This window comes from Nocardioides sp. CFH 31398 (genome assembly GCF_022436705.1).
GTDB lineage: Bacteria > Actinomycetota > Actinomycetes > Propionibacteriales > Nocardioidaceae > Nocardioides.
Genome location: NZ_JAKUHT010000008.1, coordinates 109,517 through 134,563, shown reverse-complemented (window position 1 = coordinate 134,563; position 25,047 = coordinate 109,517). Strand labels below are relative to the sequence as shown.

The 25,047-nt window shown below is 75.5% G+C and carries 25 protein-coding genes; 5 read left to right on the top strand and 20 right to left on the bottom strand.

The genetic code is table 11. The features are described from left to right. Window positions 1–319 precede the first annotated feature (319 nt). Window positions 320–1,282 (top strand): TOMM precursor leader peptide-binding protein, encoded by a 963-nt coding sequence (locus MJ876_RS08250; RefSeq protein ID WP_240235909.1) that lies wholly within the window; start codon window positions 320–322, stop codon window positions 1,280–1,282. Window positions 1,283–1,309: 27 nt separating this feature from the next. Here MJ876_RS08250 and MJ876_RS08245 read toward each other — a convergent pair whose 3' ends face one another. The 6 genes from MJ876_RS08245 to MJ876_RS08220 all read right to left on the bottom strand — a co-directional run bounded on the left by MJ876_RS08245 (window position 1,310) and on the right by MJ876_RS08220 (window position 5,009). After that, on the bottom strand, window positions 1,310–1,468 hold the full coding sequence (locus MJ876_RS08245; RefSeq protein ID WP_240235784.1) for a hypothetical protein: 159 nt from the start codon (window positions 1,466–1,468) through the stop codon (window positions 1,310–1,312). A 120-nt stretch (window positions 1,469–1,588) separates the two neighbouring features. Beyond that, window positions 1,589–1,807 carry a hypothetical protein gene (locus MJ876_RS08240; RefSeq protein WP_240235783.1) on the bottom strand — a complete coding sequence of 73 codons (219 nt, stop codon included), beginning with the start codon at window positions 1,805–1,807 and terminating at the stop codon, window positions 1,589–1,591. Between the two features lie 13 nt (window positions 1,808–1,820). Continuing rightward, window positions 1,821–1,985, bottom strand: a complete 165-nt coding sequence (locus MJ876_RS08235) for a hypothetical protein (RefSeq protein WP_240235782.1) — start codon at window positions 1,983–1,985, stop codon at window positions 1,821–1,823. 113 nt (window positions 1,986–2,098) lie between these two features. Next, entirely contained in the window at window positions 2,099–2,416 is a 318-nt protein-coding gene (locus MJ876_RS08230) for a WhiB family transcriptional regulator (RefSeq protein WP_240235781.1), read from the bottom strand. A 107-nt stretch (window positions 2,417–2,523) separates the two neighbouring features. Beyond that, complete coding sequence (locus MJ876_RS08225) at window positions 2,524–2,763, bottom strand: hypothetical protein (protein WP_240235780.1); 240 nt, start codon at window positions 2,761–2,763, stop codon at window positions 2,524–2,526. Window positions 2,764–2,939: 176 nt separating this feature from the next. After that, window positions 2,940–5,009 (bottom strand): ATP-dependent DNA helicase UvrD2, encoded by a 2,070-nt coding sequence (locus MJ876_RS08220; RefSeq protein WP_240235779.1) that lies wholly within the window; start codon window positions 5,007–5,009, stop codon window positions 2,940–2,942. 77 nt (window positions 5,010–5,086) lie between these two features. Here MJ876_RS08220 and MJ876_RS08215 point away from each other — a divergent pair, with 77 nt between their 5' ends. After that, window positions 5,087–5,335 carry a mycoredoxin gene (locus tag MJ876_RS08215; RefSeq protein ID WP_240235778.1) on the top strand — a complete coding sequence of 83 codons (249 nt, stop codon included), beginning with the start codon at window positions 5,087–5,089 and terminating at the stop codon, window positions 5,333–5,335. A gap of 27 nt (window positions 5,336–5,362) precedes the next feature. On the opposite strand, the gene nudC is transcribed toward MJ876_RS08215, so the two are convergent. The 13 genes from nudC to moeZ form a co-directional block, all read right to left on the bottom strand. Then, window positions 5,363–6,280 (bottom strand): NAD(+) diphosphatase, encoded by a 918-nt coding sequence (gene nudC / locus MJ876_RS08210; RefSeq protein ID WP_240235777.1) that lies wholly within the window; start codon window positions 6,278–6,280, stop codon window positions 5,363–5,365. Window positions 6,281–6,291: 11 nt separating this feature from the next. Continuing rightward, entirely contained in the window at window positions 6,292–9,597 is a 3,306-nt protein-coding gene (locus MJ876_RS08205; protein ID WP_240235776.1) for an ATP-dependent DNA helicase, read from the bottom strand. Continuing rightward, window positions 9,594–12,827, bottom strand: a complete 3,234-nt coding sequence (locus MJ876_RS08200) for an ATP-dependent DNA helicase (protein WP_240235775.1) — start codon at window positions 12,825–12,827, stop codon at window positions 9,594–9,596. The genes MJ876_RS08205 and MJ876_RS08200 overlap by 4 nt, the downstream gene beginning before the upstream one ends. Window positions 12,828–12,856: 29 nt before the next feature. Continuing rightward, window positions 12,857–13,480: a VC0807 family protein gene (locus tag MJ876_RS08195; RefSeq protein WP_240235774.1), complete on the bottom strand. Its 624-nt coding sequence runs from the start codon at window positions 13,478–13,480 to the stop codon at window positions 12,857–12,859. Then, complete coding sequence (locus MJ876_RS08190) at window positions 13,477–13,929, bottom strand: MarR family winged helix-turn-helix transcriptional regulator (RefSeq protein ID WP_240235773.1); 453 nt, start codon at window positions 13,927–13,929, stop codon at window positions 13,477–13,479. The genes MJ876_RS08195 and MJ876_RS08190 overlap by 4 nt, the downstream gene beginning before the upstream one ends. Further along, the gene (locus tag MJ876_RS08185) at window positions 13,910–15,127 is read right to left on the bottom strand and encodes an FAD-dependent monooxygenase (RefSeq protein ID WP_240235772.1); all 1,218 of its coding nucleotides are present in this window, start codon (window positions 15,125–15,127) and stop codon (window positions 13,910–13,912) included. The genes MJ876_RS08190 and MJ876_RS08185 overlap by 20 nt, the downstream gene beginning before the upstream one ends. A gap of 38 nt (window positions 15,128–15,165) precedes the next feature. After that, the gene (locus MJ876_RS08180; protein WP_240235771.1) at window positions 15,166–15,921 is read right to left on the bottom strand and encodes an SDR family NAD(P)-dependent oxidoreductase; all 756 of its coding nucleotides are present in this window, start codon (window positions 15,919–15,921) and stop codon (window positions 15,166–15,168) included. Beyond that, window positions 15,914–16,579 (bottom strand): 1-acyl-sn-glycerol-3-phosphate acyltransferase, encoded by a 666-nt coding sequence (locus MJ876_RS08175; RefSeq protein ID WP_240235904.1) that lies wholly within the window; start codon window positions 16,577–16,579, stop codon window positions 15,914–15,916. Before MJ876_RS08175 ends, MJ876_RS08180 begins: the two co-directional genes overlap by 8 nt. A 31-nt stretch (window positions 16,580–16,610) precedes the next feature. Next, entirely contained in the window at window positions 16,611–16,925 is a 315-nt protein-coding gene (locus tag MJ876_RS08170) for an MGMT family protein (protein ID WP_240235770.1), read from the bottom strand. Between the two features lie 19 nt (window positions 16,926–16,944). Next, complete coding sequence (locus MJ876_RS08165) at window positions 16,945–17,865, bottom strand: hypothetical protein (RefSeq protein WP_240235769.1); 921 nt, start codon at window positions 17,863–17,865, stop codon at window positions 16,945–16,947. Window positions 17,866–17,913: 48 nt separating this feature from the next. Further along, a complete protein-coding gene (locus tag MJ876_RS08160; protein ID WP_240235768.1) occupies window positions 17,914–18,834 on the bottom strand; it encodes a hypothetical protein in 921 nt (306 codons plus the stop codon). 209 nt (window positions 18,835–19,043) lie between these two features. Continuing rightward, window positions 19,044–19,925, bottom strand: coding sequence for a hypothetical protein (locus MJ876_RS08155; RefSeq protein WP_240235767.1), 882 nt, complete (start codon window positions 19,923–19,925; stop codon window positions 19,044–19,046). Window positions 19,926–20,059: 134 nt separating this feature from the next. Further along, on the bottom strand, window positions 20,060–21,259 hold the full coding sequence (gene moeZ / locus MJ876_RS08150; RefSeq protein WP_240235766.1) for an adenylyltransferase/sulfurtransferase MoeZ: 1,200 nt from the start codon (window positions 21,257–21,259) through the stop codon (window positions 20,060–20,062). A 244-nt stretch (window positions 21,260–21,503) separates the two neighbouring features. Here moeZ and MJ876_RS08145 point away from each other — a divergent pair, with 244 nt between their 5' ends. Both MJ876_RS08145 and MJ876_RS08140 read left to right on the top strand, forming a co-directional pair. Then, the gene (locus MJ876_RS08145) at window positions 21,504–22,097 is read left to right on the top strand and encodes a TetR/AcrR family transcriptional regulator (protein ID WP_240235903.1); all 594 of its coding nucleotides are present in this window, start codon (window positions 21,504–21,506) and stop codon (window positions 22,095–22,097) included. Window positions 22,098–22,177: 80 nt separating this feature from the next. Further along, window positions 22,178–22,399 (top strand): DUF3107 domain-containing protein, encoded by a 222-nt coding sequence (locus MJ876_RS08140; RefSeq protein WP_240235765.1) that lies wholly within the window; start codon window positions 22,178–22,180, stop codon window positions 22,397–22,399. 53 nt (window positions 22,400–22,452) lie between these two features. Here MJ876_RS08140 and MJ876_RS08135 read toward each other — a convergent pair whose 3' ends face one another. Then, entirely contained in the window at window positions 22,453–23,178 is a 726-nt protein-coding gene (locus MJ876_RS08135; RefSeq protein ID WP_240235764.1) for a ferritin-like fold-containing protein, read from the bottom strand. A gap of 371 nt (window positions 23,179–23,549) precedes the next feature. Between MJ876_RS08135 and MJ876_RS08130 the strand changes: the two genes are divergently transcribed. Next, window positions 23,550–25,037 carry a DEAD/DEAH box helicase gene (locus MJ876_RS08130; RefSeq protein ID WP_240235763.1) on the top strand — a complete coding sequence of 496 codons (1,488 nt, stop codon included), beginning with the start codon at window positions 23,550–23,552 and terminating at the stop codon, window positions 25,035–25,037. Window positions 25,038–25,047: the final 10 nt, after the last annotated feature.

Genomic DNA, 25,047 nt, shown 5'->3' with positions numbered 1-25,047 from the left:
CATCATGGCTGGTCAGGGGTGTACGACGCCCGCAGCGCGGCGTGTCGTCCCCAGGCTCCTCCCCCGTGGCCGGCCGGTTGTCCACCGGGTCGCCAGCCCCTCCACACCGTTGTCCACAGGTTCGTCCACAGCGTGTGGGCACCGACCGTTGACCTGCGGGCGAGGGGTACCTAGCGTGGACGACGGACGAGGCCCCCGGGCTGGTCCGGACGGTCCGTTAGGGGAAGGCGGGCCGGACGGGTCGACGGGGGCCTCTCCTGCTGCCCGGGCCTGTGGAGGACGGCCGACGTCCCGGCGGCGTCGGTGGCACGGTGCATCCATGACCAGTGCGTCCACCACCGGAGCCGCCACCGCCGCCACCGCTGCCACGGACTCCGCCGGGGCCTGCCGTGCCCGGCAGCCCCGGCCCCGGGGCCCGCGGGTGGCCCTGCGGCCCGGCGTCCGTGTCGTCCGTCGGGACTCCGCCCACCTGCAGGTCGGCCTGGACGCGCTGCAGGTCGTCGTCCCCGACACCCCGGCGACGGCGTCGATCCTCGCGGAGCTCGGGTCCGGGCAGACCGTCGAGCCCTCACGGATCGACCCGCTCCTGCGCGACCGGCTCGACGCGCGCGGGCTCCTGGTGGACCCGGCGGTGATGACGGCCCTGAGCCCGTCGGGCGACCGCGCCCGGGCGTCGGTGACCGCCGCCTTCGCCGCGCACGGGCCGGGGGCGGCGGACCACCTGGCGGCTCGGCGCGCGCTCGGTGTCGAGGTCGCCGGAGGGCCGGACTGGTCCGCCCAGGCCCGCGAGCTGCTCGTGGTGTCGGGGCTGACGGTCCGCACCCCGGACCGTCGTCGCCGTCACGACCACGCGGTGCTCCTGCTGCTCGGCACCGGGGAGCCCGAGAGGTCCCGGCTCGACGCCGCGGTCCGCGCCGGCCGACCCCACCTCGTCGTGGCCGCGGTGCAGGGCCGCGTGCGGATCGGGCCGTTCGTGGTGCCCGGCGTGACGGCCTGCCTGCGCTGCCTGGACGCCCACCTCACCGAGGCCGACCCGCGGCGGGCGCTGGTCGTCGAGCAGCAGGGCGAGGGGCCCGAGCCGGTCGACCCGGTGCTCGCCACGCTGGCCGTCGCGTGCGCCGTCCGGGAGCTGGTCACCTGGGCCGAGGGCGGTCGACCCAGCACCTGGTCCGCGACGCGGCTCGCCGGCGCGGGAGCGGGCGAGCCGCTGCTCGGCGACGTGGAGCGGTGGGCGCCGCACCCCCACTGCGGCTGCTCGTGGGGCAACCGGCTGCCCACCTGACCCCGAGGACGGCGGGCGTCGGTGTCCTCACCACCACTCGCTGTCGAGCTTGCCCTCGATCGCCCGCAGGTGCTCGCGCGAGCAGCGCTCGCAGTAGCGCTGCCGGCGGCCGCGCTCCACCGAGGTCGTCCAGGTCAGGGCGTCGGCGTCGCTGCCGTGGCGTCCGCAGAAGTCGCAGGTCGGCACCGGCCCACCGTAGCGAGGCCGGACGCCGCACCGCCCCGTCGCCGGGGCCGGCGACGGGGCGGTGCTGGGTCGTGCTGGGTCGTGCTGGGTCGTGCTGGGTCGTGCTGGGTCGTGCTGGGCCTAGAGGCTGCGCGCGATGGCGAGCCTGGCCTTGGCGGCGGCGCGCTCGGCCTTGCGGGACAGCCGCTGGGCCTTCGCGAGCCGGTGGCCGCGCTGACGTGACTGCGCCTCTCCCAGGCGCGCGGACATCTGTGCGCGTGCCAGTTCTTCGTGCATGAGTTGCATCTCGGTGCTCCTGATCGTTGCGAGACGAGTGGTGGTGTCGTGGGTGGTGGTCATCGAGGGGTGGTCCTCACAGGTCGCGGACGACGGCCTCGCGAGCCCGGCGGGCGAGCTCGGCGGCCTGACGGTCCGAACGGCGACGACGGGACAGGGCCCGGCGGCGGCGCTCCTGGCGCGCGTCGTGCAGCAGGACCGAGCGGTGCGCTCGGGCCAGCTCCTCCGGCAGGTGGGTCATGACGGTGCTCCGGTTCTCGTGGTGGTGCGGTGGCTGGTGCTGGACGGGTGGTGCTGGACGGGTGGTGCTCCCCGAGGCTGGGTCCTCCCCGTGGGGGAAGGTCCAGGCGCCGGCTAGGCGGCGTCCTTGCGGGGTCGGCCTCGGGGGCGCTTGCGGGGGATGACGTTCCCCTGCAGGAACAGCTCTCCGCCCCAGACGCCCCAGGGCTCGCGCCGGTCCTTGGCCGCGGCCAGGCAGAGGGCCCGGACGGGGCAGTCGCGGCAGAGCGCCTTGGCGTGCTCGACGTCGCTGGGCTGCTCCGCGAACCACAGCTCGGGGTCTCCGCTGCGGCACGGCAACAGGTCGTCGTCGAACTGCTCCGCCTCGTCGTGGAGACGGCTCAGGCTCGGACCAGCAGCGCCCGGGTGGGGCGCGACGAGGGTGCTCGGCATGTCGTGTTCACCTCCTTTCTTCGGTCTCGGTCGGTCAGTGGTGACCCGGGAAACGAAAAGGCCGCGGATCCCGGTGGGATCCGCGGCCTGGAGGCTGCCGGTGCTGTCTAACGACAGTCCGGCGGACTCCAGGCAGGGGTCCCCGTACGACGCTCATCGATGACGACGGCCACGCCGCCCTCGGCGCCGGTGAAGGAGCCGAAGGACGGGGCGACGTCGTAGCCGCGGTCGATGCTGCGAGCGTCGAGCTGCGGGCAGACGTCACCCGTGGAGCGGAGCGCGGCCGCGGGCACGAGGGTCTGCTCGACGTGGTTGTTCCACGGAGCGAGAGTCGTCATGGTGCTCATTGCGGCCACCTCCTTCTGGGCCTCGTGCGCCGCCCCCTGGCGAGGGGCGTGGTGCGCTGCTGGTGATTCCCGTGAACCGTAACGCCCCTTACACGAGGGGGGCAAACGAATAAACCCGTTGATTTCGCCCGGAGGGTGTGCGGTCCCGGAATTCGGCTCCGGAAAGGGCAGGAAGCTCAGCCGACGAGCTCGAGGACGTCCTCGCCGTAGCGCTCGAGCTTGGTGCGGCCCACCCCGCTGATCCGCAGCAGCGCCTCCGGCGAGTCGGGTCGGAGCTCGGCGATCAGCTGGAGGGTGGCGTCGGTGAACACGACGTACGCCGGCACCTTCTCCTCCCCGGCCCGCTCGACGCGCCAGGCCCGCAGGCGCTCGAACAACGCCTCGTCGTACGAGGCCGGGCAGTCCTCGCACCGGCCGGTCTTGCGCTCCGCCGGGGCGCTGAGGGGCCGGCCGCACTCGCGACAGTGCTGGGCCTTGCGGGACCGCTTGCGGCCACCCGGGGCGGTACCGCTCGCGCCGGTGGCACCGCCGGCGTCGGCGGGACGGAGCCCGTCGAGGAACCGCGACGGCCGCCGGCTCTGGCGGCCCCCGGGGTTGCGCGCGGCGGACCAGCTGACCGCGAGGTCGCGGCGGGCGCGGGTGACGCCGACGTACAGCAGCCGGCGCTCCTCCTCGATCGCGTCGGGGCCCTCGGCGTACGTGATCGGCAGCGTGCCCTCCTGGACGCCGGTGAGGAACACGGCGTCCCACTCCAGGCCCTTCGCCGCGTGGAAGGTCGCGAGCGTGACCCCCTCCGCCACCGGGGCGTGCTGCTCGGCGGCGCGGCGGTCCAGCTCGTCCACGAAGTCACCGAGGGTGGCCCCCGGGTGGGTCGCGGCGTGCTCGACGGCCTGGTCGACCAGGGCCTGCAGCGACTCCCACCGGTCGCGGACCTGGCCGCGCCCCTCCGGGGGCTCCTCGCTCCACCCGGCGCCGGTCAGGGTGGCGCGGGCGTCGGCGGCGAGGTCGTCGGAGGACTCCCCCGCGCGGGCGCTGCCCCGCAGCAGGGTGACGGCCTGGCGGACCTCGGCGCGGTCGAAGAAGCGGGCGGCGCCCCGGACGACGTAGGCGATGCCGCGGGCGGCGAGCGCCTCCTCCATCTGCTCCGACTGGGCGTTGATGCGGAACAGGACGGCGATCTCGCGCAGCGGCGTGCCGGCCGCGTGCAGCCGGTGCACCTGCTCGGCGACCGCGGTGGCCTCGGCGACCTCGTCGGTGTGCCCGGTCCAGGTCACCGCGGGGCCCGCCGGACGCTGCGCCGCGAGCTCCACGCCCTTGCTCGACGTCCCGGCCAGCAGGCGGTTGGCGGCGCTGACCACCTCGGGGGTGGACCGGTAGTTGCGGACGAGCTCGACCGTCGTCGCCGCCGGGTGCTGACGGGTGAAGTGGCGCAGGTAGTCGGCGTCGGCGCCGGCGAAGGAGTAGATGGTCTGCGCCGGGTCGCCCACGACGCAGATCTCGTCGCGACCGCCGAGCCACAGTCGCAGCAGGGCGGCCTGGAGCGGGGACACGTCCTGGAACTCGTCGACGACGAACCACTTGTACTGCGCCCGCACCCGGGCGGCGACGCGCTCGTCGGCGTCGAGGGTGGCCGCGGTGAGCAGGAGCACGTCCTCCATGTCCATGCGGCCCTGGTCGCGCTTGACCTCCTCGTACGCCGCGAACAGCCGACCGACCGTCGCGGCGTCGTGGCCGGTCACCGAGCGGCCCGCCCGGGTCGCGACGCGCTCGTAGTCGCCGGGGGTGACGTTGCTGACCTTCGCCCACTCGACCTCGGAGGCGAGGTCCCTCAGCCCGGCCTGGTCGAGACGCAGCCGGCAGTGCCGGGACGCCAGCGCCAGCATCGACAGCTTCGACTCGGTCAGCGTCGGCAGGTCCGTGCCGTGGACCTGCGGCCAGAAGTACCGCAGCTGACGGAGCGCGGCGGAGTGGAACGTCCGGGCCTGCACGCCGGGGGCGCCGAGGGCCCGGAGGCGGCCGCGCATCTCGCCCGCGGCCCGGGTGGTGAACGTGACGGCCAGGACCTCGCTGGGGGCGTAGACCCCGGTGGCCACGCCGTGGGCGATGCGGTGGGTGATCGCGCGGGTCTTGCCCGTCCCCGCCCCCGCCAGGACCCGCACCGGCCCCCGAAGCGCCTCGGCCACCCGACGCTGCTCGGGATCGAGGGCGTCGAGGAGCGACCCGGGGTCGTGCAGGGGGTCGGGCATGGGCGGAATGAACTCCCGGATCGAGGTGGTTGAGTGGGCTGTCAGGAACAGTAGACGTGGGAAGGGACAGTCCTCAGATGGCCGGGTCGTTCACGATGTACAGCACGCCGTGGTGCGGGTACTGCCACCGCCTCAAGAGCCAGCTCGCCCGCGAGGGCATCGAGTTCGAGATGGTGGACATCGAGCAGCAGCCCGAGGCCGTGTCGATCGTCGAGGAGGCGAACGGCGGCAACCAGACCGTCCCGACGCTCCTCTACTCCGACGGCACCACGCAGACGAACCCGTCCCTGGCCCAGGTCAAGGAGAAGCTGGCGTCGCTGGCCTGAGCCGGTCGGCGGGCGGTCACCGCGCGCTCACCAGGAGCCGGGCAGCTCCCCGCCGTACCAGTGCTCGATCAGCGACCGGCTGATCGAGATGCCGCCGGGGAGCACCAGCTCGCCCGACTCCGCCTGATCGGCCATCTCGGCGCGGGTGAACCAGCGGGCGTCCTCCAGCTCGTCGTCCGCGCGGACGATGTCGGTGCTCACCGCCTCGGCGACCATGCCGAGCATCAGGCTGGCGGGGAGCGGCCACGGCTGGTTGCCGAAGTACTCCACCGCGCCGACGAGGACGCCGGTCTCCTCCGCGACCTCCCGGCGCACCGTGTCCTCGAGGGTCTCCCCGGGCTCGTAGAACCCGGCGAGCGTCGAGAAGCGGCCCTCCGGCCAGACGGCCTGGCGGCCCAGCAGGCAGAGCTCGTCGTCGGCGCCCGGCTCGCCGTGGCGGACCAGCATGATGACGGCGGCGTCGGTGCGCGGGAACTGGCGTCGACCGCAGCGCGGGCACTCGAGCTCGTGGCCCGCGGCCGCGACCTCCAGCCCGGCGCCGCAGCGGGGGCAGAAGCGGGTCACCGCGAGCCACTCGCCGATCCCGACGGCGTGCAGCACGAGCGCGGCGTCCGGGTGCCCGTCGACGACGGGCAGCAGCTCGCGCAGCGAGGCCCAGGACCGGTCGTCGTCGGCGACGGAGTCCGGGTCGACCATCACGGCGAACGACGTCGTGCCGTCCCGCTCGCCGAGCAGCACCCGGGTGCCGGCGGGAGCCTCGTCGGGACGGACCCACGCCGGCGTCCCGCCCTCGTCGCGGCCCGTGCGGCGGACCCGGCCACCGGCGACCGGCAGCACTCGCGTGCCCGGGTCGGCCCAGCGCTCGTCCAGCCAGGCGGCGTCACGGCGGTGGATGCCGTGCCGGTCGTGCGGGGACAGCGAGATGCGCTCGTGCGGATGGGCCACGAGGGGCGAATCTACGCCCGCACCGTCGCCTCCAGGGCGGCGCGGTCCGGCAGCGCGTCGGGCACCACCAGGCTCCCGGTCCTGACGAAGAAGAAGGCGGCGCGGACCGAGTCCACGTCCACCCCGACGAGCTCCGCCCACGCGACGCGGTAGACGGCCAGCTGCCACGGGTCGGCCACGTCGGCGTGGCCGGTCTTCCAGTCGACCAGCAGCCAGGTGCCGTCGGGCTCGGCGTACACCGCGTCGATGCGTCCGCGCACGACCTGGCCCGCCAGGACCAGCGCGAACGCCGCCTCGACGGCGTGGGGCGCACGGTCGGCGAACGGGCCGGCCTCGAACGCGGCGACGAGCGCCTCGAAGTCCGCGGGGTCGTCCACCCGGGCGTCCGCCCTGTCGTCGAGCTCGTCGGGGTCGATGAGCTGTTGCTGGCCGAACCGCTGCTCCACCCACGAGTGGAAGTCGGTGCCGGCCCGCGCCGCCGACGACGGCGGACGGGGCAGCGGGCGCGCCAGCTCCCGGGCGTACGCCGCCGGGTCGCGCAGCCGCGAGACCGAGGTCGCCGACACGCTCGGGGGCAGCGGGACGGCCACCTCGTTGCCGGCGTCCCCCGCGGCCTCCGCGAGCAGCCGGTCGATCTCGGCGTCCCAGCGGGCGACCTGCTCGGCGAGCAGGACGTCCTCCAGCGCGTCGGGCTCGTCCGGGTCGGCCTCCCGGACCCGCCGTGCCGCCTCGTGGCGACGCTGGACCTCGCGCGTCGAGTGGTGCGCGATCGGCCAGGCCTGGTCGGGCTCCTCCCCCACCGGGTTGGGCTCCCCCCTGGCGGGGACGCCGAGCCAGGCGTCGGGCTCGGCGCCCCACGCCGCCATGGCCTGCCGGGTGGCCTCCAGGTAGGCCGAGGGGCCGAGGCCGGACTTGCGGCCGCGGGTCCAGCAGTGCGCGGAGACCGTGAGGCGGTGACGCGCGCGGGTCCACCCGACGTAGGCCAGGCGGAGCTCCTCGACCCCCGCGTGCTCGCGGTTGGCGGCGAGCAGCGCCTTGACGTCGTCCGGGGTGTGCCCGCCCAGCGTCGGCAGGTCGCGGGCGTCGCCGCGCAGCGGCATCGGGAGCGCCGCCGGCACGGTCAGCCACGTCGAGCGCGTCTGGCGGGTCGGGAACTTGCTCTCGCAGACGCCGACGACGAACACGGCGTCCCACTCGAGGCCCTTGGCGCGGTGCACCGTCAACAGCTTCACCGAGTCGGCCTCGCTGGGCACGGCCACGTCGAGGCCCTGGCCGTACTCGTCCTCCGCCTCGAGCCAGGCGAGCAGCGCGGGCAGGCTCACGCGGCCGTCGATCGCCTGGAAGTCGGCGACGGCCTGCACGAACAGGTCGAGGTTGTCGCGCCGCGCCGACGCCGCCGGGCTGACCGAGGAGTCGAGCTCGACGTCGATCCCGGTCACGTCGAGGACCCGCCGCACCAGGTCGAGCACGGGCTCGCCGGCCGCTGCGCGCAGCCGGCGCAGCTCGGTGGCCAGGAGGCCGAAGCGCTCCCGGGCCTGGGGGCTGTACGGCCGGTCCCCGGGGTCGTCGAGGGCGTCGCACAGGCACGGCAGCTCGGTGGCGTCCGCCCCCGCCACCGCGGCGAGCAGGTCCTCGCGGAGATCGGCGCGGGGGCCGGCGCCCGCGCCGTCCTCGGCGTCGGACGGGGCGGGCACCGTGGCGAGCTCGCGGGCCCGGGACCCGAGCAGGGCGAGGTCACGGGGTCCGACCGCCCAGCGGGGCCCCGCGAGCAGGGTCAGCAGCGCGGCGTTCGCGGTGACGTCGTCGGCGAGGGTCAGGCAGGCCAGCACCTCGGCGACCTCCGGCAGCCGCAGCAGGCCCTTGAGGCCGACGATCTCGACGGGGACCTCGGCGTCGGACAGCGCGTCGAAGACGGCCGCGGCCTGCTTGTTGTCCCGGGTCAGGACGGCGATCTCGCGCCAGGTCGCCCCGCCGGGGGCGGCCGCCGCCAGCTCGTCGTGGGTGGCGCGGACGGCGTCCGCCAGCCAGGCGAGCTCGTCGGCGGCGGTCTCGTGGACGCGGCAGGTCACCGAGCCCTCGGCGGCGCCGGGCGCGGGCTCGAGGGGGTCGAGCTCCTCCCGGGCGGCGTACAGGTCGGCGGCCAGGTGGTTCGCGGTCGCGAGGATCCGCGCGTCGGAGCGGCGGTTGACCGTGAGCGGGTAGCGCAACGGCTCGCCGGCGAGCGGCGGGAAGTCGCGGGCGAACTCGAGGATGTTCGACACCGAGGCGCCGCGCCACCCGTAGATGGCCTGGTGGGGGTCGCCCACCGCGGTCACGGGGTGACCGAGCCCGGACGCCTCGTCGGGTCCGGAGAACAGCCGGCTCAGCATGAGGGCCTGGGCGACCGAGGTGTCCTGGTACTCGTCGAGCAGCACGACACGGAAGCGCTCCCGCTCGCCCGCGCCGACCTCGGGCCGCTCGTCGGCGAGCCGCGCGACGAGCGCGATCTGGTCGGAGAAGTCCATGGCGCCCAGCTGCGCCTTCCGGTCGCGGTACGCCGCCACCAGGTCGAGGAGCTCGGCGCGCCGGTCGATCGCGGAGATCGCCTTCTCGTTGACCTCGCGGTAGGTCTTGCGGTGCTCGGCGGCCATCCCGTCCACGAAGCGCTGCCGCTCGCGGGCGTCGTGGGCCCGCACGGTGGCCGGGTCGACGAGGTGCTCGCTCATCTCGGCGTCCAGGGCGAGCAGGTTCTGCACGACGGTCTGCGGGTGGTCGGTCAGCTGGGCGACGGGGGCGGTGTGACCCTGCACGGCCTGGGCGGCGAGCTGGTAGCGGCTGGCGTCAGCGATCAGACGGGTGTCGGGCTCGTGGCCGATGCGCAGGCCGTGCTCGGTCAGCAGTGCGGCGGCGTAGGCGTGGTACGTCGAGACCGTCGGCTCCTCCGGCTCGTCGGTCCCGTCGAGGTCGGCCGCGTCCACCGGTCGGGCGCCGCGCTCGGGCAGCAGGCCGGCGGCGCGCAGGCTGCCGCGGATGCGGGTCTGCAGCTCCGCGGTCGCCTTCGTGGTGAACGTCAGCCCGAGGACCTCGTGCGGCTGCACCCGGCCGGTGGCGACGAGCCAGACCACCCGGGCGGCCATGACCGCCGTCTTGCCCGAGCCGGCCCCGGCGACCACGACGCCCGGGGCGAGCGGGGCGGTGACGGCGGCGAACTGCTGCGGACTGAACTCCCAGTCCACCCCGAGCAGCGCCGCGAGCTCGGCGGGGGTGTCGACCCGGCGCGCGGCGACGGCGGACGGAGCTCCGGCCGTGGCCGGCGGGCCCTCGGTGCGGGTGGTCACGACAGCACGCTCCCTGCGGTCTTGTCGGGGCACACGGCGTGGAACGCGCAGCGGTCGCAGTGGGTGCCGGGCCGCGCCGGGAAGTCCTCGTCGCGCAGGGCCGCCGCGGCCCGCGCGAGCTGGCCCAGGACGACGGGCTCCTCCCCCGGCGGGGTCGCCGGCTGCTGCTGGACCCGGGGCAGGTCGCCGCCGTGCCTCAGCTGCACGAGCTCGGCGCCGCCGGAGCGCGCGGGCTCGCCCAGGACGTCGTCGACCGCGCCCTGCTCGACGGCCAGCTGGTAGAGCCCCAGCTGGGGGTGGACGACGACCTCGGCCTTCGTCGGGGGGTACTTGCCGGTCTTGAGGTCGACGACGACCACGGCGCCGTCCTCGTCGAGCTCGAGACGGTCGGCGTACCCGTGCAGGCGGATGCGCTCGCCGCCGGGCAGCTCGACCTCGGCCCGCAGCCGCGGCTCGGTCGCGACGACCCGGCGCGCGCCCGGGGCGCGGGTCCAGGCGACGAAGCGCTCGAGGGCGGCCTGCACCTCGGCCCGCTCCCGGGCGGCGGACCAGGGTGTGCGGAAGTCCATGCGGTCCCACACCTCGTCGACCAGGGGCATGAGGTCGGTCTCGACGTCGAGGTCGCCCTCCGCGGTGGCGTACCGCTCGGCGATGCCGTGCACGACCTGACCGAACCCCTGGCTCGCGGAGCTGACCTCCTCGCCGCCGGCCTCGCGGTGCAGGAACCACTGCGCGGGGCACGTGAGGAGGCCCTCCAGCGTGCTCGCCGAGACGACCAGGGGCTCGTCGTCGGGTCGCACCGGGACGTCGGCCCGGCTCGGGGCGCGCAGGCCCCACCAGGTCGCCGGGTCCGCGGACGCCGCCAGCGGTCGGCCGGCGTGCTCGGCCGAGGCCAGGCGCGCGAGCCGGCGGGCGGCCGCCGCCCGGAGGGGCTCGGGCGCCTCGGGGTCCGCGCACGTGCGGCGGAGCTCCGCCACGAGACCGGGCAGGGACAGCGGACGGCGCGGACGCCCGACTCGGTGGACCACCGGGACGTCGAGCTCGCCGAGGAAGCGGGAGGGCTGGTCGCCGTCGTCGTCCGGCGAGGCCACCGCGGTGACGACGAGCCGCTGCCGGGCGCGGGTCACGGCGACGTAGAAGAGGCGGCGCTCCTCGGCGAGCAGCGCGCGGCGCAAGGGCGGCGGGAGCAGGCCGCCGGCCTCGGGCCCGCCGATCCGGTCCGCGCCCAGCAGCGAGTCCCTGCGGCGGACGTCGGGCCACCGCTCCTCCTGCACGCCGGCGACGACCACCAGGCGCCACTCGAGGCCCTTGGAGCGGTGGGCCGTGAGCAGCCGGACCGCGCCGCCGCGGACGCCGCGCTCGGCGAGGGTGTCGCCGGGGATGCGCTGGGCCCGCAGCGTCTCGAGGAACCCGGCGGCGCCGACGCGGCCGCGGCGCTCCTGGTCACGGGCCGCGGTCTCGAACAGGGCGCAGATCGCGTCGAGGTCGCGGTGCGCGAGCCGGGCGGCGTGGCCGCCGGTCTCGGTGGCGCGGCGGAGCCGACGGCCCCAGTCGACGCCGTCCCACAACGTCCAGAGCACCTCCTCGGCCGTCGCGCCGGCGCGGTCCTGCTCCCGGGCGGTGGCGACGAGGCGCGCGAGCCGGTGCGCCCGCCGGGCGGCCTCGCCGGGGAGGTCGGCGGTCAGGGCGGGGTCGAGGACGACGGCGCGCAGCAGCCCGGCCGAGGCGAGCCGGGGGTCCCGGGCGCGCAGGGCCCGCAGCAGGGCGCGGACGTCCGTGGCGTCGAGGCCGCCCAGCGGCGAGGTCAGCAGCTCCTCGGCGTGCTCGGTCGCGGCGTCGACCAGGCCGTCCTGCGCGCGCGCTCCGTCGGGCCCCTCGTGCGCGTCGTCGTCGGCCACGACCACCCGCAGCGCCCGGAGCAAGGGCTGCACCGGGGCCTCGTCGGCGAGCGGGGTCTCGTCGGAGGCCACGTCGACGGGCACCCCGGAGGCCGCGAGCGAGCGGCGCAGGCCGGGGATGCTGCTGCGACCGGAGCGCACGAGGACGGCCATGTCGGACCAGGCGAGGCCGTCCTCGAGGTGCGCGCGGCGCAGCAGGTCGGCGAGGTGCTCCGACTCCGCCCGGGGGGTGTCGAACGTGAGCACCTCGACCGAGCCGTGGCCCAGCTCCTCGGCGGCGGAGGCGGCCGGGGCCGGGTGGCGGAAGACGGTGCGGGCCTGCTCGGGGATCGCCCCGGTCAGCGGGATGCCGCCGACCACGCGGCGGGACGCCTTGAGCAGGCGGGAGCCGAAGCGGCGGGTGGTGCCGAGCGCGACCACGTCGGCGGGGTCGCCGTTCGCGGCCGGGAAGGCGGCGGGGAAGTCGAGGATGCCGCGGACGTCGGCGCCGCGGAAGCCGTAGATGGACTGGTCGGGGTCGCCGACCACGACGAGGTCGCGCCCGTCGCCCGCCACGGCGCGCAGCAGCGCCACCTGGGCCGGGTCGGTGTCCTGGTACTCGTCGACGAAGACGTGGCGCAGCCCGGCGCGGATCTCGTCGCGGTGCTCCTCGGCGACGGCGGTGGCCCGCGCGACGAGGTCGGCGTAGCCCACCGCATTGCGCAGCGCGAGCACCGAGAGGTACTGGTCGAGGAACCGGCCCGCGGCGGCCAGCTCCGGGGACCGCTCCACCTCGGCGAGGTCGACGAGGTCGCCCGGCTCCAGGGTGCGCTCCAGGGCGCGGGCCAGGACGGCCTGGACCTCACGGACGAACCCGCGTGTGCCGAGCGCGGCGCGCAGGTGGGCGGGCCAGGTGACGGACTCGGGGTGGTCGGCGAGCAGCTCGGCGATGACGACGTCCTGCTCCGGGGCCGACAGCAGCCGTGGCTCGGCGGCGTACAGGTCGTCGGGGGCGTAGCGCCGCACGAGGGCGAACGCGTAGGAGTGGAACGTCCAGGAGGTGCGGGTCGACGTCGTCCGCGCCAGGCGGGCCTGCACCCGGTCGCGCAGCTGGTCGGCGGCCTTGCGGGAGAAGGTGAGGGCGAGGACCTCCTCGGGCCGGCTGCCGCGTCCGGCGACGCGGTCGACGATGGCCTCGACCATGGTCGTCGTCTTGCCCGTGCCCGGCCCGGCGAGCACCAGCAGGGGCCCTCCGGGGTGCTCCACCACCGCCCGCTGGGCGTCGTCCAGCACCGGCGCCGGCGGGGGCGGCGCCGGCGGGACCAGGCGGTAGGTGGGGCTGACCTCGGGCACGGATCCACCCAAGCACGGGCCACCGACAGTCAGTCCCGGGGAGCCTCTGCCCGCCGGGCCGTGCGCCGGGCCGCGACCTCGGTGACGGCCACGAGGCCGACGACCACGGCCGGGCCGGTGAGGTTCGTGACCACCACGGCGACGGTGATCGGCGCCAGCAGGGCCATCGTGGTCGAGCCCGCGGCCTCGGCCAGCAGGCCCGCCACCCACACCAGGGTGAGGCGCCGGTGGAGCCTGCGCAGGTCGTCCCGCTCCCGGAGCCCGGCGTGGAAGGCCTCGGGGTCGCCGGACAGGTCGGCCCGGACGCGCGCGATCGCGGGCCGCTCCCAGGTCAGCGAGACGAGGCCGACGAGGGCGATGAGGCCCGTGACCGCGCTGTCCTTGACCAGCAGGACCCGCGCGTCCCCGGCGAGCCACGCCAGCGCCAGCGACAGGGCGAAGCGCAGCAGGACCAGCCCGCCGAGCGCGTCCAGCCGACGCGTGCGCCGCCAGTCGAGCCCGAGCACGACCACGCTCACCGTGGCCGAGCCCGCCAGCGCCCACACCGGTTCCCAGCCGAGGGCCACCAGGACCAGGTAGGCGCCGACGGGCAGGGCGACGTTCTGCGCGACGCCCAGCAGCGTGCCGAGCCAGGCGGGGCGCCGTCCGCTCACGGCTCGGGCTCGACGGCGGCGTCCAGCGCGGTGTGGACGACGCCGAGCAGGCGTGCGAGCTCTCCCGCGGCGTCCGGGCCGAGCCCGGTGACGGCGGGGTCGTGGAGCCGGGCGACCACGGCGTACCCCTGTCGGAGCCGGTCGCGTCCGGCGTCGGTGAGTCGGACCGGGGTGGCGCGTCCCCGTCCGCCCGGACCGGGGCGCTCCACGAGCCCGTCGTCCTCCAGCAGCCGCACGAGCGCGGTCATGGACTGGGGGCGGACGAGGATCGCGCGGGCCAGGTCGGCCGAGGTGAGGTCGTCACCGTCCGCGAGGGCGGCGAGGACGCCGAACCCCGAGCCCGTGAGACCGACCGCGGCGAAGCCGGCCTCGAACCGTCGGCGGGCGAGGTGGGCGGTCTGCACCAGCCGCCACAGGACGACGTCCGCGTCATCGCCGGAGCGGGTCACCGGGGCCCCGGACGGCGTCGCGGAGGCCGCGGGCGCCGGTCACGGCCCGTTGGGCCCCGAGGAGCGCCAGGGAGGCCGCCGGGGACGAGGTCCGCCGGATCCACCGCGCCGGGGCCACCGACTCGGCGACCGCGGCGGCCCCCCTCCTCGCGATCGCGTCGCCGACGGCGTCGAGCCGGGCGGCCAGGTCCTCACCGCTGCCGTCGGCCAGCACCCCGTGCAGGTCGCCGGCGTCCAGGACCGCCGTCGACGCCGACTGCCCACCCGTGGGCGGCATGGCGTGGACGGCGTCCCCCAGCCCCACGACCGGCGCGGCCCCGTCGACCCGCCAGGGGGCGATCGTGCGCCGCGGGTCGGCGGCGTGGAAGAGGTAGCGGCCCAGGGTCACGGGGTCGGTCCTCGCGACGAGCCCTCGCAGCCACGGGTCCCAGCCCGCGAGCAGGGCGGCGGCGGCGTCACGGGGGTCGGGACGGCCCCGCAGGTCGGTCCGGGTGGCAGCCGCGTCGCTCACCACGAGGCCCCAGACGACCTCGGCGGGCTCACCGGCCGGGGCGTGGAGGGTGAGGAAGGCCCCGACCCCCCGGGGGCCGATCGCGAGCGCCGGCCCGTCGTCGAGGAGCCCGGGGGCGTCGGGGCCGGGCTCGGCCCGCCCGGCGAGGCCCTGCAGACCGACCGGGCGGGAGGTCGGGCGGCCCGCGTGCTGCGTCGCGACGACGGAGCCCACGCCGTCGGCGGCGACGACGACGTCGGCGGCGACCGCCCCGCCCTCGACGTGGACGTCGACTCCCCCGCCGGCGCGCGCGGACGTGCCGGTCACCCGGACACCGAGCCGCACCCGGTCGGCGAGCCCGCGCCCCAGGGCGACGCGCAGCGCCACCCGACCGACCATGCGGTGCGGTTCGCCGCCGGGGCCCGGTTCGAACGGGGCGTGGAACACCGGGCGCAGCCGCCGGTCGACCACGTGCATCCGCCGGGACGACCCGGGGGCGGCGCACGCTGCGAGGACCGCGTCCCAGGCCACCGGGGCGAGCAGCCCACGCAGGGCGGCACCCGCCTGCGGCGTCAGGTGCAGCCGGTAGCCGCCGGTGTCGGCCAGCGCGGCGTCACGCTCGAGGACGACCACGTCGACGCCGGCCCGGACGAGCCCCTGGGCCAGCGCCAGCCCACCGATGCCCGCACCGACCACGACCACCCTCACGGGACCGAGCGTAGTATCAGGTGCCTGATACCGCCAGGTCAGCGGCCGCCCGCGACGCGCAGCGTCGTGCCCGTGACGTACGACGCGGCGTCGCTGGTCAGCCACAGGATCGCGTCGGCGACCTCCTCGGGCTCCCCGGCACGGCGCAGCGCGACGGCGTCGCCGATCCGGTCGAGGCGACCGGGGTCGCCGGCGTCCGCGTGGATGCGGGTGCGGATGGCGCCCGGGGCGACGCCGACGACCCGCACGCCCTGCGGGCCGGCCTCCTGCGCGAGGCCGAGGGTCAGGGCGTCGACGCCGGCCTTGGCGGCGGCGTAGTGCACGTAGTCGCCCGGGGAGCCGATGGTCGCGGCCCCGGAGCTCACGTTGACCAGGACGCCGCCGGAGCCGCCGTACGCCGTCGACATGGCGCGGACCGCCGCGCGGGCGACGAGGATCGCCCCGGTCAGGTTCACGTCGACGACGCGGCGCACGACGGCCGGGTCGGCCTCGGCGAGCGGCCCGACCGGGCCGGTCAGGCCGGCGTTGTTGACGACGTGGTCGGGGCGCCGGGGCAGCGAGGCGACCAGGGCCTCGACGTCGTCGGCCCGGCTGAGGTCGCCCCGGACGACGTCACAGCCGACGCCGCGCGCGAGGCACGCCTCGCGGGTGTCGGACGCCGCCTCGGCGTCGGCGAGGAAGGTCAGGACGAGGTCGTGGCCGGCGTCGGCGAGGCGGAGCGCGGTCGCGGCGCCGATCCCGCGGGTGCCACCGGTGACCACCGTCAGCGGGCGCCCGGGGGCCGTCTCAGGCATCGGCGGGCCGCTCGTTGTAGACGCCCGCCTCCTCCTGGCCGCTGAGGGCGGCGATGGCGGCCATGACGCGGTCGGTGAGCTCGCGCCGGGCGCGCCCGGTGGGGACGTCGTCGTACTGCCCCGCGACGTGGATGGGCTCGCCGAAGCGGGCGGTCACCGTCACCAGGCGTGGGACGCGGGCACCGACCGGCTGGAGCCTCTCGGTGCCCCGCAGCCCGACCGGCACGATCGGGACGCCGGCGGTCAGCGCGAGGTGCGCGACGCCGGTGCGGCCGCGGTAGAGGCGGCCGTCGCGCGAGCGGGTGCCCTCGGGGTAGATGCCGAACGCCTCGCCCCGCGCGAGCACGCCGAGGGCGGTGTCGAGGCTGTCCAGCGCGGCGCGGGAGTCGTCCCGGTCGACCGGCAGCGCACCGAGGCCCTCGTACCAGGCCTTCCACATCCGGCCCCGCAGGCCCGGGCCGGTGAAGTAGTCCGACTTGGCCAGGAAGACGACCTTGCGCGGCACCAGGATCGGGATGACCAGGCTGTCGGCGAAGCTCAGGTGGTTGCTCGCCAGCAGCACCCCGCCGGTGGCGGGCACGTGCTCCAGGCCCGTGACGTCCGGCCGCCACACGGCCTTGGCCACGGGGGGCACCACGGTGTGGAGCACTTGGTACATCACGCGGGCAGTATCCCAGCCCGGCGGCGCCTCAGGTGCCCTCGCCCGGGTCCCAGAACGCCTCGGGGAGGTCGACCCTGCCGGACGGCCGCAGCGGGGTGCCCTCCTCGAGGTAGGCGGCCCGCGCCTCGGCGCCGTGGCTCGGGGGCAGGGAGCCGTCGGCGCGGACCACGCGCCACCACGGCACTCCCCCGCCCCACGCCGACATCACGTTCCCGACCCGGCGCGGGCCGTACCAGCCGACGTGCGACGCGATCGCGCCGTACGTCGTGACCCGCCCGGGCGGCACGGACTCGACGCACGCCAGCACCAGCTCGACGTACTCCTCGACCTCGGGCCGCTCCACCCGGCGACGGTAGCGAGCGTCAGCCGGCGGGATCGAAGGGAGTGAACGGCTCGGTGCCCTTGACCAGCCGCAGCCCGCGGATGCCGGAGTGCTGCTGGGCGAAGGACAGCTCCTCGTCGAGCGACCCGAGGCCGTTCGACGCAGGCAGCGGGGCGATCGCGACGGTCGACAGGGTGCCGACGGCGCGGCCCTGGTCGTCCAGCATGCCGCTGCCGGAGTCACCGGGGATGCCGGGCGTCGCGGTGTACGCCGTGAACCCCCAGCCGCGGCCCGTGACGCCGAGGGACAGGCCGGTCTTCGGCGACAGGACGTCGGTGGGACGGACGCTGGAGCTGCCGTAGGTGTAGACCTGCGTGCCCTCGGCGGGGGCGTCGGCGACCTTCGTCGGACCGCCGAAGAACGGCACCGACGGGTTCACCTCCCGCACGTCCTGCGCCCGCACGCGCACGAGCGCGAAGTCGTTGTTCGCGCAGATGCGGCCGGCCCTCGTGCCGACCTCCCGCATCGTCTGCCACGAGCTGTAGGCGAGGGTGCCGCGCCCGACCGTCTCGCCGCCGCCGGCGAGGGTTCCTCCGCGGGCGAACCGGACCGGGGTGCCCAGCTCCAGCGAGCCCGCGCGGCAGCCGTTCGTGTCCGTGGCCTCGCCCGTCCCGGCGCAGTGGGCGGCGTACCCGACGTACGTGCGGTCCTGCGCGTCGCGGAAGACGAAGTTCGCGGTGCACTGGGCGCCGGCCGTGTACATCTGGACGCCGGGCGTGATGGTCGCCGTCTCCGCGGGCGCCCACCGTCCCGCGGACCCGGTGGTGTCGGCGGCCGGGACGGCGCCGGTCGCGGGGGCGCCGGTCGCGGGGGCGCCGGACGCCGCGGCGCCGGTGAGGCCGAGGGCCACCGACAGCGCGGCGGCGGACAGGACGGAGGCGAGGGCTCGGGCGGGTCGCATGCCAGGGCCAACGACCCGGTGCGGGCGGGGTCACGGGCGCGGGCGGGGTCAGCCCGAGAAGTCCTCCGTGCCGGCCACCATCTCGAGGCCCTCGATGCCCGAGTGCTCCTGCGCGTAGCCGAGGGCGAGGTTGATGTCGGCGATGTTGTTGCCGCCGGGGATGGGCAGGATCGTCAGGGTCGACAGGCTTCCCACGGCGTCGCCCTCGGAGTCGAGGAAGGCGCTGCCGGAGTCGCCGGGGATGCCCGGCGAGAGGGTGTAGAGCGGGTGGGTCCAGGCCCCGGAGGCGTCACCCATCGCCGCACCGGTCTTGGGCGAGAGCAGCGGGTTGAGCTCGCTGCGCAGCGACGACATGCCGTAGCTGTAGACCTGCTCGCCCGCGGCGAGACCGTCGCTGTCGATCCCGACCGGGCCGCCCCAGATCGGGACGGACGGGTTGACCTGGTCGACGTCGTCGGTGTCGACCTCGACGAGGGCGAAGTCGTTGTAGAGGCAGGTGTCGGGGTCCGACTCGCCGAGCTCGTCCATCGTCAGCCAGCTGGAGTAGACCAGCTCGCCGCCGCCGACCTGGGTGCCCTCCTCGGCCAGGGAGCCGCCCTCGGCGAACTCGACCCGCGTCCCGAGCGGCAGCGAGCCGTTGCGGCAGCCGTCGACGTCGCTGGACTCGCCCGTGCCGGCGCAGTGCGCCGAGTAGCCGACGTAGGTGGTGCCCTCGGCGTCGGTGAAGACGAAGTTCGACGTGCACTGGCCACCCTCGGTGTACATCTGCACGCCCGGGGTGATGGTCGCCTCGTCGACGGGGGCCCAGTCGTCGGGGTCGGAGAGCACGGACGCCGTGGTGCCCACCGACGTGGCGGGACCGGCCGGGGAGGCGACCGCGCTGACGGGCGCGGCGACCCCGCCGGCGAGCAGGGCGGCGGCGCCCACGGTGACGAGGGTGGCGCGGCGGGCGCGCGGGCGTGCGGTCATCTCGGGCTCCTGGCGGGGATCGGCGTGACCTGGTCCTGCCCGCCGCCCGGACGCACGAAACCCGCCCAGCCCCACGGCCGGGCGGGTCTCGCTCCGCGTCCGGCGTCCGGTGCCGTGGCGGTTCGGGGGACGGGGTGAGGCGCTGGTCGAACCGTCGTGCCGCCCCGGGGCTGCCGGGGCGGCCGGGGCGGCCGGTGCCGATCCGGAGGTCAGGGGACGGGCGTGAACTCCTCGGTGCCCTCGACGAGCTGCAGCCCGCTGATCCCGGAGGTCTGCTGGGCGTAGGTCAGCTCGCGCGACAGGTCGCCGATGTTGTTCGAGGCGGGCAGCGGGGCCAGGCCGAGGGTCGACAGGGTGCCGACGGCCTGGCCGTCGGCGTCCAGGAAGGCGCTCCCGCTGTCACCCGGGACGCCGGGGGTCACCGTGTAGAGCGGGTGGGTCCAGCCGCCGGAGCCGGCCGGGTCGCCCAGGGCGGCGCCGGACTTCGGCGAGAGGACCTCGAGGCCGCCGCGCAGGCTCGAGTTGCCGTAGCTGAAGACCTGCTCGCCCGCGGGGACGCCGTCGGAGTCGATGCCGGTGGGGCCGCCCCAGAACGGGATGCTCGGGTTCACCGTCCCGGCGTCGGCGGCGTCCACCTCGACGAGGGCGAAGTCGTTGTACGCGCAGGCGTTCTCGTCGGTCTCGCCGGTGCGGTCCATCGCCTCCCAGCTGCTGTAGACGAGCGTGCCGGCGCCGACCTGCGTGCCGCCGCTGACCAAGGAGCCCCCCTCGACGAACTCCACCCGCGTGCCCAGCGGCAGGGACTCCGCCTGGCAGCCGTTCGTGTCCGTCGCGGCACCGGTGCCGGCGCAGTGGGCGGCGTACCCGACGTACGTGCTGCCGGCGTCGTCGGTGAACACGAAGTTCGCGGTGCACTGCGCGCCCTCGGTGTACATCTGCACCCCCGGGTGGATCGCGGCGGAGCCGGCGGGCGCCCAGTCGGAGCGCGGCGCGGCGTCGGCCGGCGGGGCGACGGCGATGGCGGCGACGGCGCCGACGAACGCGGCGGTGACGCCCAGTGCGGTGGAACGTGCGTGGGGTGACGTGATCACGAGGGTTCCCTCCCAGGAATCGGCGCCGGGACCCCGAGGTCACGACACCCCCCTCAACGAGCGAGGCCCGCCCGGGTCACGGTCGGGTCACGACCGTTCTCCGAGCGGGCCTCCGCGCGGCCACGCGTGGTGCGTCAGTACGACGGCTGGCTGGGGTCGATCTGGTTGACCCAGGCCGACACGCCCCCGCCCACGTGGACGGCGTCCGAGTAGCCGGCGCCCTTCACGATGGCGAGGGTCTCCGCGGAGCGGACGCCGGTCTTGCAGTGCATGACGACCTGCTTGTCCGACGGCAGCTTCTCGAGCGCGGAGCCGTTCAGGAAGTCGCCCTTGGGGATGAGGACGGCGCCGGGGATGTGGTTGATCTCGGCCTCGTTGGGCTCACGCACGTCGACGAGGACGAAGTCGCGGCTGCCCTCCTCGCGCTCCTTGAGCATGTGCTCGAGCGTGGTCACCGAGATGGTCGCGTCGGCGGCGGCCTCGGCGGCCTCGTCGGAGACGGCGCCGCAGAAGTACTCGTAGTCGATGAGCTCGGTGACGGTGGGGTTCTCACCGCACAGCGCGCAGCTGGGGTCCTTGCGGACCTTCAGCTTGCGGTACTCCATCTCCAGGGCGTCGTAGATCATCAGCTTGCCCACCAGCGGGTCGCCGATGCCGGTCAGCAGCTTGATGGCCTCGTTGACCTGGATCGAGCCGATGCTCGCGCACAGCACGCCCAGCACGCCGCCCTCGGCGCACGACGGGACCATGCCCGGCGGCGGGGGCTCGGGGTACAGGCAGCGGTAGCAGGGAGCGTCGTCGTCCATCGACGGGGCGAAGACCGACGCCTGGCCGTCGAAGCGGTAGATCGAGCCCCAGACGTACGGGATGCCCTTGAAGTACGCCGCGTCGTTGACCAGGTAGCGCGTGGCGAAGTTGTCGGTGCCGTCGACGATCAGGTCGTAGCCGTCGAAGATGTCGTAGACGTTGTCGTTCTCGAGACGCTCGGAGTGCACGACCACGTTCACGAGCGGGTTGACCTCGGCGATGGACTCCTGCGCCGAGACCGCCTTGGGACGGCCCACGTCGGACTGGCCGTGGATGACCTGGCGCTGCAGGTTGGACTCGTCGACCTCGTCGAACTCGACGATGCCCAGCGTGCCGACGCCGGCGGCGGCGAGGTACAGCAGCGCGGGGCTGCCCAGGCCGCCGGCGCCGATGACGAGCACCTTCGCGTTCTTCAGCCGCTTCTGGCCGGACATCCCGACGTCGGGGATGATCAGGTGGCGGCTGTAGCGCCGCACCTCGTCGATGGTCAGCTCGTCTGCCGGCTCCACGAGAGCGGGGTAGCTCACGTCGTACTCCTCGGTTGATCGGTGGATCGGACCCGGTCACGGGTCCGGCACCTGGGCGAACGTCGATCCTCCCAGGCTTGTTCCGAACCTACGCCGCCCGTCCGGGGCTCGCCCGCTCCGCGCCGCCGGGCGGCCGGTCGGCCGCGGGACGGCGCCGATGTGACCCGTGGGTAGGGTTCGGGGCGTGACCGCAGGCCAGCCCCGTGCCGACGCGGCCCCCGAGGTGGGTGGCCGCGGCGTCCGCATGCCCCGGCGCGAGCGACGCGAGCAGCTCCTCGAGTCCGCCCTCGGGGTCTTCGTGGCGCAGGGCTACCACGCCGCGGCGATGGACGACATCGCCGAGCGCGCCGGCGTCTCCAAGCCGGTGCTCTACCAGCACTTCCCCGGCAAGCTCGACCTGTACCTCGCGCTGCTCGAGGTCGCCGCGGACGACGTCATCGCCAACTGCCGCGACGCCCTGGCCTCGACCCAGGACAACCGGCTGCGCGTCGAGGCCGCGATGGGCGTCTTCTACTCCTACGTCGCGGACGCGGCCGGGGCCTTCCGGCTGGTGTTCGAGTCGGACCTGACCAGCGAGCCCGCAGTCCGGGCCCAGGTCGACCGGGTCACCTCCGAGTGCGCCGACCTCATCGCGGCCGTCATCCACGACGACACCGACCTGCCCCACGCCGAGTCGCGGCTGCTCGCGGTGTCCCTGGTCGGAATGGCCCAGGTGAGCGCCCGGTTCTGGCTCGCGGAGCACGGCGACACCGAGGGCGGCATCGACCTCGAGGTCGCCTCGGCGCTCGTGTCGGGGCTCGCCTGGCGGGGCATCCGCGGCTACCCGTTGCACGACTGAGCACGACCGACCCGTCGCCAGACCCGGTCACGAGACCACCCACCCGGAACCACCCACCCCAGCCTCAGGAGGCACCACCCATGGACGTCAAGATCGGCATCCGCAACGCCCCCCGCGAGCTCTCCGTCGACCTCGAGGTGTCCGCCGAGGAGCTGCAGAAGCAGGTCGCCGACGCCGTCGCGTCGTCCGGCGTCCTCACGCTCACCGACACGAAGGGCCGCACCGTCCTCGTCCCCGCCGGCCACCTCGCCTACGTCGAGATCGGCTCCCAGTCGCAGGGCACCGTCGGCTTCCGGAGCTGAGGATCGAGGTCCCGACCCGCAGTCGCGGCCTCGCGAGCTCGGCGGCCCGGCCTTCAGAAGGCCAGGCCGAGGGTGCCCATGCGCTCGTTGTGGCGCTCGGTCATCCGCGTGAACATGCGGCCGATCTCGAGCAGGTCGAGGCCGGGTCGGCCGGCGCCGCCGGCGACGAGGTTGAGCAGCGCCTCGCGCTCGGCGGCGACCCGCTGCGCCTGTGACAGGGCCTCCCCCATCAGCCGTCGGCCCCACAGCGCGAGGCGTCCGCCGAGCGGCGGCTCCGCCTCGATGGCCTGGGTGACGCGGCCGACGACGAACTCCGAGTGGTGGACGTCGGTGAGCGTGCGGGTGATCAGGTCGGCGGTCGACTCGTCCAGGAAGCCGGCGATCTCCAAGTAGAAGTCCGCGGCGAGGCCGTCGCCGACGTACGCCTTGACGAGCCCCTCCCACCAGTCCGACGGGGCGGTGTGGCGGTGGAACGAGTCGATCGGCTCACGGAACGGCTCCATGGCCTCGTAGGGGTCGACGCCGAGGGCGTAGAGCCGCTCGCGCAGCTCGGTGACGTGCCCCAGCTGCGCCGCGGCCATCGAGCCCAGCTCGACCATGTCGGCCAGGGACGGCGCCAGCTTGGCGTCCTCGGCGAGGCGCTCGAAGGCCGAGATCTCGCCGTACGACACGGCGGCCAGCAGGTCGACGACCGCGGCCCGGTAGCCGTCGTCGGCGAGTGCGGAGTCCGGCACCGGAGCCGAGGGTGCGAGGTCGTCCTCCGGCGTTGGTGCGGTCATGCGCGCACCCTACCGATACCCTGGACCCTGCTCGTACGGCGAGCGCCCCACCTCGGAGCGCCCCGGACGGGACCCCGGGCGGCCGTCACCGGACTGCCGCCGGGCGCATGTGCGCGGTGGGTCCGTGAGTTCCTCGACGGCACGCCCGCCGCTCCGAACGACCCGGACCTGCCCCACGGACCCGCTCAGAAAGCGACGAGACCCTGAACTCCCTCAGCTCCCCGGAGCCCGACGCCCCCGAGGCCGTCGAGGCGACCGACACCAGCAGCGACACCAGCAGCGACACCAGCAGCGACACCGGCACCGACACCACGCCGGACGAGGCCCCCGCCGAGGAGGCCGTCCGCCACACGTTCCGCGACCTGGGCGTCATGCCCGGCATCTGCGACGCCCTCGAGCGCAAGGGCATCACGCACCCGTTCCCCATCCAGGAGATGACCCTCTCGGTCGCCCTGGGCGGCACCGACCTGATCGGCCAGGCCCGTACGGGCACCGGCAAGACCCTCGCGTTCGGCATCCCGCTGCTGCAGCGCAGCACCGCGGCCGACGCGCCCGAGTACGCCGACCTGGCGGAGGGCAAGCCGCAGGCACTTGTCGTCGCGCCGACCCGCGAGCTGGCCCTGCAGGTCTCCAGCGACCTCCACCTGGCCAGCGAGGACATCGGCCTGCGCGTCCTCACCGTGTACGGCGGGGTCGGCTACGAGCCGCAGCTCGACGCCCTCACCGCCGGGGTCGACGTCGTCGTCGGCACCCCCGGGCGTCTGCTCGACCTGGCCGACCGGCGCGCGCTCGACCTGTCCCACGTGCACGCCCTGGTGCTGGACGAGGCCGACGAGATGCTCGACCTCGGGTTCCTGCCCGACGTGGAGCGCCTCATCGCGAAGACGCCGGAGAAGCGCCAGACGATGCTGTTCTCGGCCACGATGCCGAGCGCCATCGTCGCGCTGGCGCGCCGCCACATGCGCCACCCGATGAACATCCGGGCGGAGTCGTCGTCCGACACCCAGACCGTCCCGGCGACGGCGCAGTACATCTACCAGGCGCACGACCTCGACAAGCCCGAGATCATCGCGCGGGTGCTGCAGGCCGACGACTGCGAGAAGACCATCGTCTTCACCCGCACGAAGCGCCAGGCCCAGCGCGTGGCCGACGACCTCGCCGAGCGCGGCTTCTCCGCCGCGCCCCTGCACGGCGACCTCCAGCAGGCCGCCCGCGAGAAGGCCATGACCCGGTTCCGCGAGGACAAGGTCCGCGTCCTGGTCGCCACCGACGTCGCCGCCCGCGGCATCGACGTCCGCGGCGTCTCGCACGTCATCAACTACACGTGCCCCGAGGACGAGAAGACGTACCTGCACCGCATCGGCCGCACCGGCCGCGCGGGCGCCTCGGGTGTCGCCATCACGTTCGTCGACTGGTCCGACCTGCACCGGTGGACCATGATCAACAACGCCCTGGACCTGCCGTTCCCGACCCCGCCGGAGACGTACTCCACGTCGCCGTCGATCTACGCCGACCTCGGCATCCCCGAGGGCACCACCGGCCGCATCGTCCCTCCGGCCCCGCAGGAGCGCAAGCCGCGCGAGGGTGGCCGTGACGGCGGTCGTGACGGCGGTCGCGAGGGTGGTCGTGAGCGCAGCCGCGACGGCGAGCGGCCGGCGCGCAGCCGCAACCGCAGCCGGTCCCGCACGCGGGTCGGCGAGGGAGCGCAGTCGGACGCGTCCACGACGGGCGCCGGCGACACCGGGGGCACCGGCCCGGTGGAGGGCGGCTCCGGCGAGGAGCGCCCCGCGCGCTCGCGCAACCGCCGCCGTCGTCGTCGTCCCGCCACCAGCGGCGACGCCGCGCCCGCGTCCGAGTAGCCCGGGGCCC

Excerpts from the sequence above, each read along its gene's own strand:
- MJ876_RS08250 (WP_240235909.1), top strand. The coding sequence starts at position 320 with ATGACCAGTGCGTCCACCACCGGAGCCGCCACCGCCGCCACCGCTGCC.
- MJ876_RS08240 (WP_240235783.1), bottom strand. The coding sequence starts at position 1,807 with ATGACCACCACCCACGACACCACCACTCGTCTCGCAACGATCAGGAGC.
- MJ876_RS08235 (WP_240235782.1), bottom strand. The coding sequence starts at position 1,985 with ATGACCCACCTGCCGGAGGAGCTGGCCCGAGCGCACCGCTCGGTCCTG.
- MJ876_RS08230 (WP_240235781.1), bottom strand. The coding sequence starts at position 2,416 with ATGCCGAGCACCCTCGTCGCGCCCCACCCGGGCGCTGCTGGTCCGAGC.
- MJ876_RS08225 (WP_240235780.1), bottom strand. The coding sequence starts at position 2,763 with ATGAGCACCATGACGACTCTCGCTCCGTGGAACAACCACGTCGAGCAG.
- MJ876_RS08220 (WP_240235779.1), bottom strand. The coding sequence starts at position 5,009 with ATGCCCGACCCCCTGCACGACCCCGGGTCGCTCCTCGACGCCCTCGAT.
- MJ876_RS08215 (WP_240235778.1), top strand. The coding sequence starts at position 5,087 with ATGGCCGGGTCGTTCACGATGTACAGCACGCCGTGGTGCGGGTACTGC.
- MJ876_RS08180 (WP_240235771.1), bottom strand. The coding sequence starts at position 15,921 with ATGCCTGAGACGGCCCCCGGGCGCCCGCTGACGGTGGTCACCGGTGGC.
- MJ876_RS08175 (WP_240235904.1), bottom strand. The coding sequence starts at position 16,579 with ATGTACCAAGTGCTCCACACCGTGGTGCCCCCCGTGGCCAAGGCCGTG.
- MJ876_RS08165 (WP_240235769.1), bottom strand. The coding sequence starts at position 17,865 with ATGCGACCCGCCCGAGCCCTCGCCTCCGTCCTGTCCGCCGCCGCGCTG.
- MJ876_RS08160 (WP_240235768.1), bottom strand. The coding sequence starts at position 18,834 with ATGACCGCACGCCCGCGCGCCCGCCGCGCCACCCTCGTCACCGTGGGC.
- MJ876_RS08145 (WP_240235903.1), top strand. The coding sequence starts at position 21,504 with ATGCCCCGGCGCGAGCGACGCGAGCAGCTCCTCGAGTCCGCCCTCGGG.
- MJ876_RS08140 (WP_240235765.1), top strand. The coding sequence starts at position 22,178 with ATGGACGTCAAGATCGGCATCCGCAACGCCCCCCGCGAGCTCTCCGTC.
- MJ876_RS08135 (WP_240235764.1), bottom strand. The coding sequence starts at position 23,178 with ATGACCGCACCAACGCCGGAGGACGACCTCGCACCCTCGGCTCCGGTG.
- MJ876_RS08130 (WP_240235763.1), top strand. The coding sequence starts at position 23,550 with ATGCCCGGCATCTGCGACGCCCTCGAGCGCAAGGGCATCACGCACCCG.